Here is a 13,920-nt window from a genome sequence, read left to right as displayed (position 1 = left end):
ATTACGTCTACAAGCGCGCAGTTCAGCGTTCGGCGGTATTTTGTGGTACAAAGTACCAATCTTATTAAATTTTTTGGTACTGCGTATGGCCTGGACAATCGACATCATCTCCTGCATCACCGACCGCTTTATGTCTCTGACCGCCACGGAAAAGCGCATCGCCCAGTTCATTCTTGACGATGTTGCCAGCGCCGCTGAATTACCGATCGCCGAACTGGCGCGTCTGACGCACACCAGCCAGGCCTCGGTCACCCGTTTCGCCCGCGCGCTTGGCTGCAAAGACGTGCGTGAGCTGAAGCTGAAACTGGCGCAGTCTTTGGCAGTCGGACAGCGCTTCATCCTCGATGTGCCGGACTTAGAGGGCGTGCAGGGGATTTATGAGTCAATAATCAGCGTGCTGGAAACCAACCGTCGCGCACTCGATGTCACGGCCCTTAACCAGGCGGTGAGCTGGCTGAGCAATGCCCGGCAGATCCTGGCGATCGGTATGGGCGGCGGCTCGACGATTTGCGCTCAGGAAATGCAGTATCGCCTGTTTCGTCTCGGCCTTCCGGTAGTGAGCCAGAATGACGGTCTGCTGGTGCGGATGATGTGCTCCTCCGTCGCCCCGCAGGATGTGGTGGTGGCGCTGTCACTGGGTGGCTTTACCCCTGAAATCTGCGAAAGCGCGGCGATTGCTCGCCAGTATGGTGCCAAGGTGATCGCCATTACGCCGGAAGAGACGCCGCTGGCCAAACTGGCCGATTCGGTGCTGCCGTTGCTGGTGCGTGAAAACGACTACATCTTTAAACCAAGCACCTCACGGTACGCGATGCTGGCGATGGTCGACGTGCTGGCCACCGAACTGGCGATGGCCAACAAGGCGCAGGCCAAAGACCGGATGCGCCGAATCAAGCTGGTGCTCGACAGCCATCGCGGCGGCGTTGACCGCCAGCCGCTTGGCGATTAATACCCGTGGGCGTGCGCCGCATGCCAGGCCCGCATAAACCGCTGGGCCTGCACACGCGTCTGCGCCACGCTCTGCCCGGCGCGATACAGGTCGCTGCCCAACCCTGCACCTGCACACCCTGCCGCCAGATAGTCAGCCAGATTGTCGGGCGTGATGCCCCCCACCGCCAGCACCGGCACATCAGGGGGTAACACCGCCTTCAACGCTGCAATATAGGCAGGACCGAACGCCGACGACGGGAAAATTTTCAGCCACTGCGCCCCGGCCTCCAGGGCGGTAAAGGCTTCAGTCGCCGTGGCACACCCCGCACATACCAGCATCCCGTTGTCGACCGCGCGACGAATCACCGTCGGCTGCGTATTTGGCGTGACCACCAGTCTGGCCCGAGCCTCCACCAGCGTCGTCACCTGTGCCACGGTCAGCACCGTGCCTGCCCCGATCATCGCCTGCTCGCCAAAACGCGCCACCGCCTGTGGGATGCTGAGCGGCCAGTCAGGTGAGTTGAGCGGGATCTCGATATAGCGAAAACCTTCCTCGATAAGCACCCCGATATGATCGGCGGCCTCCTGCGGCGTGACTCCGCGCAGGATCGCCACCAGCTTAATATCGTGCATCATTGATCCTCCTGATCCCGTCTAAAAATGCCGCTTGCGCCGCGCATTCCACGACCGTGATATTGAGACAAGCGAAGGCCTGCCGATAAAGCGGGGTAAGAACCTCGCTGGCCACCAGGGTCACCTGCTGCGGCCGATACTGACGGCTGAGCGTCGCCACTTCTGCGCCGATCAGTAGCCCCGACAGCGCATCATTGACCGAGGTTTTCGCCAACGCGCCCAGCACCCAGGCCGCGCGGGTGGCGAACAGTCGATTAACCAGCGAAGGCGTGTTAATCCCCGTTTCCAGCCCATGCCGGAACGCGGCATCATCGCGCACCTGGGGGGGAAGCCCTTTGCCAATCAGCGAATGTTGCATCAGCAAATGGTGCAATTCGCCGGTCATCACCGTGTCAAACCGCCTTACCTGCCCATCTTCAACGCCGACCCACTTACTATGCGTGCCGGGCATCACGTAGCAATGAGCCGGTGCCAACTGCATCGCCCCAAGCAGCTGCGTTTCTTCCCCGCGCATGACGTTGTATTCGCCGTCCAGCTCTTGCTTCAGGCCAGGCACAATCCAGACGTTGTCGGCCACCTCGCACAGCCGCTCGCCGAGGTTATCCAGCGACAGCGGACACGGTAAATAGTCCACCGCTCGCCAGCCCGCCTCACTGCCAATCATTCCGGCCATCACCACCGGCAGCGCGTTGCCCGTGCGCCACGGCGCAATGTGGCGGGTGAACACGTCGGGGGCTTCCCCTGGGGCGATTTGCGTCACGCCGCAGGGCAGATTCAGGGTGTTAATGCACTGACCGTGTTCAAAATGCCAGGCACGCAGATGGGTCGAACCCCAGTCGACGGCAATATAGGTCTGCATCGTTAGCTCTCCGTCGCTTTACGTTTGCCAATCGGCAGCGGCGGCGCGGCTGGCTGGCTTTCACGTTCGGCGGTAATCATCGCCAACGCCTCTTCGCGGCTGACGCGGCTGGCAGGCGTCACCAGCGTCACGCCGACGCCGGCAATCAGGCTGGTCAGCACCGACGGCAGGCACGGGTTGCCCCAGAACGCCATCCAGCTGCTGTCCATAAGCACCACCATTGACGCACCTGCGCCTCCGGCCAGCGCTGCGACGGCTCCCTGCCAGTTGAAGCGAGTCCAGAAACGCCCCAGCATTGAGCAGATAAACATCCCGGACATGATCATTGAGATCATCTTGGTGATGTAGCTAATGATGTCGTTGGAGGTCAGGGTAAACACCAGGGCCAGGGCAATCACCAGTACCAGGAAATAGCGCGAAGTGCGGATCGCCTTTTCCGGCGCGGGCATATGTCCGGTCACAAGGGTGTAGAGGTCACGCAGCATGATCGACACTGCGGCAATCGCATCCGAACTGCCCGACGACATGTTGGCCGACATCCCGGCAATCAACACCGCCATCGCCAGCACCGGGGGCAGAACCTGGGTGGCAAACAGGAAGGCAAACCCGCTGTTTTCCAGTTGGGCATTCATGGTCCAGACCGCCATCCCGATAATGGCAGGCAGGAATGAAAACATCAGGTACAGCAGGCCGGTGATGGTAAAGGACTGGCGAACCGAAGAAACGGTTTTCGCCGAATAGATCCGCTGTCGATAGGAGGGCGTCGCCAGCACGCCGACGGCAATCACCAGCGCCAGCGAGAACGCGGGCAGCACGCCGAGTTTATCGACCGCAAACAGGCTTTGCGCCGCCGGGTCGACCGCCTGCTGAATATGGCTCCAGCCCCCCACGTGGTGCACCGCCAGCACCGCCATCAGAATAAATCCGACGAACAGCACAATAGACTGAATGGTATCTATCCACACCACCGCGGAATAACCGCCAATCCCGACATAAACAATAAAGGCAACGGCAATAATCACTTTGGCGACGTTAATATCAATCCCGCTGGCCCAGGCGAGATATAATCCGCCACCCAATATATGGGCCCCCAGCCAACCAATTGAGGCAATAAATATCAGCACCGCCACCAGGTTTTTTATTATCTTGCTGCCGCCGGTGTAATAACACATTTCTTCGCTCATGGTCATAAAGCGCATTTTACGCACGGGCGCAAATAACCACGCTACCAGCAGGATCCCGACCGCCCCGCCCAAACCGTACAGCATCCCGGCCCAGCCGTTGGTATAGCCAAAGCCTACCGCACCTACGCTGGAGCCGGTCCCCACCATAGTGCCGACCGTTGAGCCCAGCGTGAGGATCATCGGCAGCGAGCGTCCGCCCAGCAGAAAATCGTCGCCGGTTTTTTGCTTGCGGGAAACATACCAGCCGAGCGTAATCATCGCGCAGGCATATAGAGCGAACCAAAGTAGAAATGACATATTATTCATAACTCACGTCCCAATATTATGTATTAACGTGAAGGGTTACCTGATAAAAGGCGTACAGAAGCCAGTCGTCCCTCAGATAAAAGAGATTCCAGGTAACATTCAGAAAATGTACCGCATAACCATTTTTATATTTATTCAGCCCCCTTAATGCGGGGGCAATTTACTTATACGCGGGAGGCGTTATAGCAGGTCACATCCACTTCCACTTTGCAGTCGACCACAAGATCTGCCACGCAACAAATACGCGCCGGTGGATTGGCACCGAAGAACTCACGGAAGACTTTGTTGAACGACTGGAAATAGCGGGAATCGGTGAGGATCACTTTGACATGCACCACATCCGCCAGGGTGTAGCCTGCTTCCGTCATGATATCGACGCAGTTCTGGATAGCCAGTCGGGACTGATCGACGATGCCGCCTTCCACCACCTCACCGTCTTTCATCGGCGTCTGACCGGACACATATAGCCAGCCACCAGCTTCCACCGCACGGGCGAACGGCAGATGCTGCCCTCCGGTGCCGGTTCCGCCTTCCACGCCGTAACGTTTAATGCTCATACACACTCCTTATTGCTGTCCTGACGCCGCAGGAATCGCCCTGCCCGTCCGATAATGCGTTTATCACTACCATAACTCATTACGCCGTTGACCATCACCGCCTCGATCCCCGCCGCCGGTTGTTTCGGGTCGGAGAAGCTCGCCACGTCGCGCACCGTTTGCGGATCAAACAGGACCAGGTCGGCGAAGTAACCCACTTTCACCAACCCGCGCTGGGCCAGTTGAAAACGCGCTGCCGACATTCCGGTCATCTTGTGCACCGCCTGCGTCAGTGGGAACAGTTGTTCATCGCGGCAGTAATGGCCGAGCACGCGCGGGAACGCGCCCCACAAACGTGGGTGTGGCATCGGGTCATTGGGTAAACCGTCGGAACCGATCATCGTCACCGGATAGCGCATAACCCGTCGCACATCCTGCTCATCCATATTGTAATAAATAGCCCCCGCAGGCATCAGACGTTGACCCGCCTCGTGCAGCGTCATCTGCCAGCCATCAGCAATCTGTTGCAGCGTCTGTCCGGCAATCTCCGGGTGCGGCTCGGACCAGGTAATCACAATGTCGAACTCATCGGTTATCTGTTTCATATCCAGGGTTGAGGAGCTGGCCGAATAAGGGTAGCAGTCGCAGGAGATGTCCTGGTGCTGGCGCATCTGGTCAAAGAATGCCAGAGTCTCCTGCGTCCGCCCCCAGTTTTTCGCCCCGGCGCATTTGTGGTGCGAAACCACTACCGGCACCTTACCGTGGCGACCGATGCGGAATGCTTCGTCAAGCGCCTCCAGAATCGGCTCAAACTCAGAGCGCAAATGGGTGGTGTAAATCCCTTTCTCCGCCGCCAGTTCCTCCGCCAACGCCATCACCTCTTCAGTCGATGCCTGATGGGCGCTGGCGTAGGCCAGGCCGGTGCTCAACCCGAGCGCCCCCTGCTTTAGGGCCTCGCGCAGTTGTTCACGCATGGCGCTAATTTCCTGTTCGGTCGCGGTACGGAACAGGTCGTCCATATGGTTATTACGCAGCGCGGTGTGACCAATCAGCGTGGCCACGTTCACCGCCGGGCGGGCCTGTTCCACCGCGTGGGCATAGGCTTCCACGGTCGGGTAGATAAACTGCGGCTTTTCACCCAGCAGGTTCATCGGGTCTGGTACTTCGCCTTTCATCGTCGCCGTGGCGGCGCTGATCCCGCAGTTGCCGACAATCACCGTGGTAATGCCCTGGCTGATTTTCGGCAGGTATTCCGGAATGCGAATAACGTTGATGTCATCGTGGGTATGCACGTCGATAAAACCCGGCGACAGCACCCGTCCCTCGCCATCGACCACCTGCGCCGCCTCGACATCAAGACGCGGGGCAATCGCCACAATCCGCTCGTCCGTGACGGCCACATCGGCGCGGTACTGCGGCCCACCGCTCCCGTCCACCACGGTGACATTTTTAAACAGCCAGTCCACCTTCATATCGCCTCACTTTGATTCTGTTCTGCGGATAAGTTAACCATTTACAAGCCGCTAAAACAGTGAAAAACTACGCAAAGAAGCCATTAAAAGATGATACTTTTATTCATTAAAAGTAGATAAATCATAAAATATATTATTATTTCATGTAGTTATAACTGATATAGAAACATCACCTCTTGCCTGCCCGATAAGGAACGTGAAATGAAATACCACTCCGATACGGTTGTCCCCCACAAATCCGCCATCCTATTTTCCCCTGCCAACGTGCTGGCAGAAGACGTGTGTCTGCCTGCGGCAGTCATAAAAAATTCGGCCCTGGAAAACAATATTCAGTGGATGCAGCGCTATGCCGACGCGCGCGGCGTGTCGCTGGCTCCGCATGGCAAAACCACCATGACCCCATGGATTTTTCAGGCGCAGCAGGCGGCGGGCGCGTGGGCGATTGGCGTGGGTAGCGCGTGGCAGGCCAATGCGGCGATGGCCAGCGGTGTAAAGCGCGTGCTGATGGTCAATCAACTGGTCGGCAAAGCCAACATGCAGGTGGTGGCGCAGCTAAAACAGCACTATCGCGACACCGATTTTATCTGCTGCGTTGACAGCGAAGCGAATGCCAACACGCTGTCCGCCTTCTTCGCCGCGCAGGATCAGGTGCTGGATGTGATGGTGGAACTGGGCGTACCCGGCGGACGCTGCGGCTGTCGCACCACCGAACAAGGGTTGGCACTGGCGCAAAACATCGCCGACCTGCCCGGCCTGCGTCTGCGCGGGCTGGAGCTGTACGAAGGCGTGCTACACGGTGAAAACCCGCAGCCGTTAGTCGAAGCCCTGCTACGCGATGCCGCCGCGCTGGCCTGCGACATGGCTCGTTATGTCGACGGGGAGTTCATCCTCACCGGGGCGGGCAGCGTCTGGTATGACGTGGTGTGCAGCGTCTGGCTGGCGGCGCAAAAACCGCCGCAGTGCCGGGTCGTTATCCGTCCAGGGTGTTACATCACCCACGACGCCGGGATTTATGACGAGGCCCAACAGCAGCTGAAAGCCCGCGACCGCGTAGCCTGCGATCTCGGCGGGGACCTCAGCTCTGCCCTGGAGCTGGTGGCGATGGTGCAATCGGTGCCGGAAACCGGGCGAGCAGTTGTGAACATCGGGAAGCGCGACAGCGCCTTCGACGCCGGACTGCCGCAGCCCATCGCCCATTACCGCCACGGCGAAGCGTTGCCGCTGGCTCCTGGTGCCATCACCAGCACCGGTATTATGGACCAACACTGCATGCTGAAACTGGCGGCAGGCAGCGACGTGCAGGTCGGCGATATCCTGGTGTTCGGCACGTCACACCCGTGCCTGACGTTTGATAAGTGGAAAACCCTGCTGCTGGTGGACGACAGCTATTGCGTGCTTGAAGAGCTGGATACGTTGTTCTAATCCGTGACAGCCCCTCGCCCGCTCAGGGTGAGGGGGAATTCACTGTGATCTCAATCACATATTATTCCCCACTCCCCGCACTCTCCAACCGCTCATCGCCTAAAAAGACCGCTTATCCGCGCATACAACCGCTCACCGATTTTCGCGATTCTGCGCGCGCGAACCTCTGGCACCATAGCCGCAGCATCAATACCTCTATTAAGCCGTTCCAACAAACACTTAACGCATCTAATAACGCCAGGTTTTTAACTATGGATATGAAAAAACTTCTCAAGCATGTGCCGTGGGTCATCATTGGGGTCATCGGGGCATTCTGCCTGTCGGTGGTTGCCCTACGCCGCGGCGAACACGTCAGCGCCCTGTGGATCGTGGTCGCCTCGGTCTCAGTGTATCTGGTGGCCTATCGCTACTACAGCCTGTACATCGCCCAAAAGGTGATGAAACTCGATGAAACGCGCGCCACGCCTGCTGTCATCAACAACGACGGACTCAACTACGTCCCGACCAACCGCTACGTGCTGTTCGGGCACCACTTTGCGGCGATTGCAGGAGCAGGCCCGCTGGTCGGTCCGGTTCTGGCGGCGCAAATGGGCTACCTGCCCGGCACCCTGTGGCTGCTGGCAGGCGTAGTGTTGGCCGGGGCGGTGCAGGACTTTATGGTGCTGTTTATCTCCTCGCGCCGTAACGGTTCATCGCTCGGTGAAATGGTCAAAGAGGAAATGGGCCGCGTGCCGGGCTCCATCGCCCTGTTCGGCTGCTTCCTGATCATGATAATCATCCTGGCGGTGCTGGCGCTTATCGTGGTGAAAGCCCTCGCCGAAAGCCCGTGGGGCGTGTTTACCGTCTGCTCCACCGTGCCGATTGCGCTGTTTATGGGTATTTATATGCGCTTTATCCGCCCGGGTCGCGTGGGCGAGATATCGGTTATCGGCATCGTGCTGCTGGTGGCCTCCATTTGGTTCGGCGGCGTTATCGCCCACGACCCGTACTGGGGCCCGGCGCTGACCTTTAAAGACACCACCATCACCTTCGCGCTAATTGGCTACGCGTTTGTTTCTGCGCTGCTGCCAGTGTGGCTGATTCTGGCTCCACGCGATTACCTCGCCACCTTCCTGAAAATCGGGGTGATTGTCGGCCTGGCGCTGGGGATCGTTATCCTCAACCCGGAACTGAAAATGCCTGCCGTGACCCAGTACATCGACGGGACTGGCCCGCTGTGGAAAGGCGCGATGTTCCCGTTCCTGTTCATCACCATCGCCTGTGGCGCGGTGTCTGGCTTCCATGCGCTGATCGCTTCCGGCACCACGCCGAAACTGTTGGCGAATGAGAAAGACGCCCGTCTGATTGGCTATGGCGCGATGCTGATGGAGTCCTTCGTGGCGATCATGGCACTGGTTGCAGCGTCTATCATCGAACCGGGCCTCTATTTTGCGATGAACACCCCACCGGCAGGACTCGGCATCACCATGCCAAACCTGCATGAGATGGGCGGTGACAACGCGGCGATGATCATGGCACAGCTGAAAGATGCCAGTGTTCACGCCGCAGCGACCGTCAGCTCCTGGGGCTTCGTGATTTCGCCTGAGCAGATCATGCAGACTGCGAAAGACATCGGCGAACCGTCAGTTCTGAACCGTGCCGGTGGCGCACCAACGCTTGCCGTCGGGATCGCACACGTATTCCACAAAGTGCTGCCATGGGCCGACATGGGCTTCTGGTATCACTTCGGGATCCTGTTCGAAGCGCTGTTCATCCTCACCGCGCTGGACGCAGGCACCCGTGCGGGCCGCTTCATGCTGCAGGATTTGCTCGGTAACTTCGTGCCGTTCCTGAAAAAAACCGACTCTCTGGTCTCCGGGATTCTGGGTACTGCGGGCTGCGTTGGTTTGTGGGGCTACCTGCTGTATCAGGGCGTGGTTGACCCGCTGGGCGGCGTGAAGAGCCTGTGGCCGTTGTTCGGTATCTCTAACCAGATGCTGGCCGCCGTGGCGCTGGTGCTCGGCACCGTCGTGCTGGTGAAAATGAAACGGACCAAATACATCTGGGTCACCGTGGTTCCGGCCCTGTGGCTGCTGCTGTGCACCACCTGGGCGCTCGGCCTGAAGCTGTTCAGCACCAACCCACAGCTGGAAGGTTTCTTCTTCATGGCGAACCAGTACAAAGAGAAGATTGCCGCAGGCAGCAGTGACCTCACCGCCCAGCAGATCGCCAACATGAACCATATCGTGGTGAACAACTACACCAACGCGGGTCTGAGCATTCTGTTCCTGGTGGTGGTTTACAGCATCATCTTCTACGGGATTAAAACCTGGATGAAGGCCCGCGCCATCGACGCGCGTACCGACAAAGAGACCCCGTACGTTCCGGTGCCGGAAGGCGGGGTGAAGACCTCTTCACACCATTAAAAAACAACGGCGGGTGGCGCAAGCTTACCCGCCCTACCTACCCTGTAGGCCTGGCAAGCGCAGCGACGCCGGGCTTCTTATTTCTGGATGGCACAATGTTTGGTAACTTAGGGCAGGCCAAAAAATATCTCGGTCAGGCGGCAAAGATGCTCATTGGCATCCCGGACTACGACAACTACGTCGAACACATGCAGACCAATCATCCGGATAAGCCGTACATGACCTACGATGAATTCTTCCGCGAGCGCCAGCAGGCGCGTTACGGCGGCAGTGGAGAAGGCGGCATGCGCTGCTGTTAATGGAGACACCATGACCCCGATTGCAGTCACACTTCTGACCGGTTTTCTCGGCGCAGGCAAAACCACCCTGCTGCGCCACATCCTCAACGAGCAGCACGGTTTCAAAATCGCCGTGATCGAAAACGAGTTCGGTGAAGTCTCGGTAGACGATCAGCTGATTGGCGATCGCGCCACGCAGATTAAAACCCTGACCAACGGCTGCATCTGCTGCAGCAAATCCAACGAGCTGGAAGACGCGCTGCTGGACTTACTCGACGCCCGCGACCGCGGGGATATCCAATTCGACCGTCTGGTCATTGAATGCACCGGGATGGCCGATCCCGGCCCTATCGTGCAGACCTTTTTCTCACACGAGATCCTCTGCGAACGCTACCTGCTCGATGGGGTGATTGCCCTGGTGGACGCCGTTCACGCCGATGAACAGATGAACCAGTTCACGCTGGCCCAATCGCAGGTTGGCTATGCGGATCGTATTCTGCTGACTAAAACCGACGTCGCCACCGACAACGACAAGCTGCGCGAACGGCTGACACGCATCAACGCCCGGGCACCGATTTACACCGTTATTCACGGGGATATCGACCTGGCCCAGCTGTTCAACACCAACGGTTTTATGCTCGAAGAGAACGTTGTCCAGCCCAAACCGCGCTTCCACTTTATGGCCGAGAAGCAAAACGACATCTCATCGATTGTGGTAGAACTCGACTACCCGGTCGATATCAGCGACGTTTCACGGGTGATGGAAAACCTGCTGCTCGATTTTGCCGATAAGTTATTGCGTTACAAAGGGATGCTATGGATTGACGGCGAACCGAACCGCCTACTGTTCCAGGGCGTACAGCGCCTATACAGCGCCGACTGGGACCGCCCGTGGGGGGAGGAAACACCGCACAGCGTGCTGGTGTTTATCGGTGTGCAACTACCGGAAGCGGAGATTCGCGCGGCATTTGCGGGGTTGCAGAAGTAACCGAGACTCAAAGCGAATGGGGGATGGCAATCCCCCAGGTAGTGATTTGTATAATGATTCTTTCCGACACGTCTTTTTTTTGCTAGAGTCCAAATATTCAAAAAAAATCCTTTCAAATATAGGCTTTGATATTCAACCGATGAATAATATCAGGGCACCCAATTTGGACAAGATATGGCTATCATTATTCCGACAATAAGCAGCTGTAGTGAAAAAATAACGGCAGGTGAGAAAAGGTTAGCACGGATTTTAGAAAGGGGATTAAACGATAATTGCACGTGCTGGTATGACATACCGATGGGTGAAAAGCGTATGCATCCTGATTTTGTCATCCTCGCCCCCGATAACGGCATGTTGTTTCTGGAAGTTAAAGATTGGTTTATCACTAAAATTAAATCCGCCAATAAAACCACGGTATTCTATGAAACAAAAAATGCCGTCGAAGCGTTAAAAAACCCCATCGAACAAGTTCGGCAATACACTTTCCAGACCATTGATAGCCTGAAAAAAGATCCGCAATTACAGCAACAGGAAGGCAAATACAAGGGGAGTTTTATTCTGCCCTACGGCTACGGCGTCTACCTTTCCAACATCACCCGCACCCAGCTCAAAAAAGCCTTTTCGCATGAAGAACTCGCCGAGATCTTGCCCAACGATCTGGTCATCTGTAAAGACGAGCTCAATGAATTCATGTCTCGGGAGAGTGTGTCTCACTGCCTTATGTCATTGCTTAAGCATCCTTTTTCACACCAGATAGACCCGCAGAAAATTGACCGTATTCGCTGGCACCTCTATCCCGACATTCGTATTAACCCCGCTATCACCGAAGTGGCTGCCAACACGTTTACCCTCAGCGCACCGGATATTGTCTCAATTATGGATATGCAACAAGAGCTCCTGGCGCGAAGCATGGGTGCAGGACATCGAGTGATACACGGCGTCGCCGGTTCGGGTAAGACACTCATTTTGCTCCACCGCTGTCTGGAACTCGCCAAAACGCTTGAGAGCGATAAACCCATCCTGGTGATTTGCTACAACATCACTCTGGCAAAAAAACTGAAGTCAATGTTGGCGACCCACACGCTGCGTCTACCTGTTGAAGTCACGCATTTTCATGCCTGGTGCAATCAATTATTAAAGCAACATAATCTTCAGCCTACCAATAAAGAAGACTATATTGAACGAATGGAAGCGGCATTTATCCAGGGGTTCAACGATGGGGTCATTGAACCTGAGCAATACAGTGCCGTATTAATAGATGAAGGTCACGACTTTAAGTCTGAGTGGCTGAAAATCCTTGCACGCATGCCAGATACGAAGGATAACGCGTTGCTGTTTCTTTATGACGATACGCAATCTATTTATCAAAAAAAGAAAGCGTTGGATTTCACCTTATCAAGCGTGGATATTAAAGCGCAGGGTCGCACGACTATTCTCAATATCAATTACCGCAATACGCAGCAAATCTTGCATTTCGCCAGTAGTATCGCCTTTAACTATCTGAACGACCATATTGAAGATGCACTCCAGTATCATCAGCCTGATGCCGGAGGAAAGCATGGTCATTATCCCTCTCTTGCCTGTTTCAATCGTCAAGATGAAGAAATAACCTATGCTCTGGATTGGGTCGTTAAGCAACATCAGCAGGGCGTGGCATGGTCCGATATCGCCATTCTCTGTCCCTCCACTTCCAGCATCCGTCAGTCACTCCAGTCTCATCTCGAAACGCGCAAAATTCCCCATCAAATCATTGTTAACAGCTACGATAAAAAGCGCTGGTCTCCACAGCATGAAAACCTCTGCATAATGCCCCTGCCGAGCAGCAAAGGCCTTGAATTCCAGTCGGTTGTTATTTTGGATGCGGCGAAGAGAAGGGATAACGAAGAAGATCTCAGCGATGACATTAAACGGTTATACGTCGGTTTTACCCGGGCACGGCAGAATCTTCTGGTGACTATGCATGGTTCGGGTGTGTTGCGCGATCATTTAGTCGAAACGTATGAACGTGCGTCTCAGATGATTGAGTGACCAGGCATCTCTCTGCGCGCTGCCCTCCGGCATCTACTCACGGCTGATAACAATCCGCCAAAAACGCCATCATTTCGCTCGCGTTTTTGCTGTGATAAAAACGCACCATTTTACTGTTAAATTCCAGTGCGCGAGCCGCAGGAATACTGATTGGATTATAGCCATGCTGCATCAGCCAGCCGTTCATCATGTGGCGACTGGTGCGCTTGTTGCCATCAAAGAAAAATTGAAAATATGCACCAAACAAAAACATCGCCAGCGCACCTTCAAAAGGATCCAGCATTTTTATTTGACTGACGCCTTCAATAAAAATTCGGTTCAACTCCTGCGCTCCGGCCTCTGTCATCGGAGGAAAATGGGTGCCCAGTTCCCCGAGATGAACACGGGCACTGTAATGCACTTCCTCGCCCTCGCCCCGGAACACTCCCCACTCTAAGGCTTCATTACGTGCAATGATGCTATGCAGCAGCGTGAAGGTTCTTTTATCAAGGTCAAACCGACCAGACTGCACTAATTCGATCAGCTTTTTACCGCTATCCGCCAGATTTAGCACCTGCTCGGTATCGCTGACTTTATGCCCTCCCACGGTCACGCCATCGAGCAAGGTTTTCACTTCAACAAAGGTGTAGGGATTATTCTCCAACTGGGCGGCATCCCAGACGAACCCTGCCATATGGGTTTTAAAGGTAAAAAGTGCTACACGTGTACCCACTTCTTTGACCTCGGGGAGAACGTTCTCATCCCACGTCAGTCCCAGCAGTTCAGTCGCCATTATCCACTCCCATATCATGGTTAGAGCCTAACGGGATAGGCCCATTATGGTGACATTATTCCACAGTTTTAACCGAACACGACACCCATCATGCATAGGGTGATGAA

Annotated in this window: 12 protein-coding genes; 6 read left to right on the top strand and 6 right to left on the bottom strand. The window is 55.9% G+C overall.

Features of this window, described 5'->3' with window-relative positions:
* The first annotated feature begins 85 nt into the window (after positions 1-85).
* The gene (locus SIK69_RS00750) at positions 86-949 is read left to right on the top strand and encodes a MurR/RpiR family transcriptional regulator (protein WP_319785183.1); all 864 of its coding nucleotides are present in this window, start codon (positions 86-88) and stop codon (positions 947-949) included.
* Here SIK69_RS00750 and SIK69_RS00745 read toward each other — a convergent pair.
* The 5 genes from SIK69_RS00745 to SIK69_RS00725 form a co-directional block, all read right to left on the bottom strand.
* Positions 946-1,563 carry a 2-dehydro-3-deoxy-6-phosphogalactonate aldolase gene (locus SIK69_RS00745; RefSeq protein ID WP_319785284.1) on the bottom strand — a complete coding sequence of 206 codons (618 nt, stop codon included), beginning with the start codon at positions 1,561-1,563 and terminating at the stop codon, positions 946-948. The two genes, SIK69_RS00750 and SIK69_RS00745, sit on opposite strands and share 4 nt — an antisense overlap.
* The gene (locus SIK69_RS00740) at positions 1,550-2,422 is read right to left on the bottom strand and encodes a 2-dehydro-3-deoxygalactonokinase (RefSeq protein ID WP_319785182.1); all 873 of its coding nucleotides are present in this window, start codon (positions 2,420-2,422) and stop codon (positions 1,550-1,552) included. Before SIK69_RS00740 ends, SIK69_RS00745 begins: the two co-directional genes overlap by 14 nt.
* A 2-nt stretch (positions 2,423-2,424) precedes the next feature.
* Positions 2,425-3,912: a sodium:solute symporter family protein gene (locus SIK69_RS00735; protein WP_319785181.1), complete on the bottom strand. Its 1,488-nt coding sequence runs from the start codon at positions 3,910-3,912 to the stop codon at positions 2,425-2,427.
* A 164-nt stretch (positions 3,913-4,076) separates the two neighbouring features.
* Positions 4,077-4,469: a RidA family protein gene (locus SIK69_RS00730; protein WP_319628315.1), complete on the bottom strand. Its 393-nt coding sequence runs from the start codon at positions 4,467-4,469 to the stop codon at positions 4,077-4,079.
* The gene (locus SIK69_RS00725) at positions 4,466-5,920 is read right to left on the bottom strand and encodes an N-acyl-D-amino-acid deacylase family protein (RefSeq protein WP_319785179.1); all 1,455 of its coding nucleotides are present in this window, start codon (positions 5,918-5,920) and stop codon (positions 4,466-4,468) included. The genes SIK69_RS00730 and SIK69_RS00725 overlap by 4 nt, the downstream gene beginning before the upstream one ends.
* 201 nt (positions 5,921-6,121) lie before the next feature.
* On the opposite strand from SIK69_RS00725, the gene SIK69_RS00720 reads away from it, so the two are divergent.
* The 5 genes from SIK69_RS00720 (at position 6,122) to SIK69_RS00700 (ending at position 13,041) form a co-directional block, all read left to right on the top strand.
* On the top strand, positions 6,122-7,342 hold the full coding sequence (locus SIK69_RS00720; protein WP_319785178.1) for an amino acid deaminase: 1,221 nt from the start codon (positions 6,122-6,124) through the stop codon (positions 7,340-7,342).
* Positions 7,343-7,593: 251 nt separating this feature from the next.
* Positions 7,594-9,747 carry a carbon starvation CstA family protein gene (locus SIK69_RS00715; protein WP_319785177.1) on the top strand — a complete coding sequence of 718 codons (2,154 nt, stop codon included), beginning with the start codon at positions 7,594-7,596 and terminating at the stop codon, positions 9,745-9,747.
* Between the two features lie 95 nt (positions 9,748-9,842).
* A complete protein-coding gene (locus SIK69_RS00710; protein ID WP_319628319.1) occupies positions 9,843-10,046 on the top strand; it encodes a YbdD/YjiX family protein in 204 nt (67 codons plus the stop codon).
* 10 nt (positions 10,047-10,056) lie between these two features.
* Positions 10,057-11,013: a GTPase gene (gene yjiA, locus SIK69_RS00705; RefSeq protein ID WP_319785176.1), complete on the top strand. Its 957-nt coding sequence runs from the start codon at positions 10,057-10,059 to the stop codon at positions 11,011-11,013.
* A gap of 174 nt (positions 11,014-11,187) precedes the next feature.
* The gene (locus SIK69_RS00700) at positions 11,188-13,041 is read left to right on the top strand and encodes a 3'-5' exonuclease (protein WP_319785175.1); all 1,854 of its coding nucleotides are present in this window, start codon (positions 11,188-11,190) and stop codon (positions 13,039-13,041) included.
* A gap of 37 nt (positions 13,042-13,078) precedes the next feature.
* Here SIK69_RS00700 and SIK69_RS00695 read toward each other — a convergent pair whose 3' ends face one another.
* Positions 13,079-13,813: a Fic family protein gene (locus SIK69_RS00695; RefSeq protein ID WP_319785174.1), complete on the bottom strand. Its 735-nt coding sequence runs from the start codon at positions 13,811-13,813 to the stop codon at positions 13,079-13,081.
* Between the last annotated feature and the right edge of the window lie 107 nt (positions 13,814-13,920).

It is taken from the genome of Scandinavium lactucae, assembly GCF_033843265.1.
In the GTDB taxonomy this organism is placed as follows: domain Bacteria; phylum Pseudomonadota; class Gammaproteobacteria; order Enterobacterales; family Enterobacteriaceae; genus Scandinavium; species Scandinavium lactucae.
The sequence above is the reverse complement of the archived record's forward strand: the minus strand, read 5'-3'. Positions and strand labels throughout refer to the sequence as shown.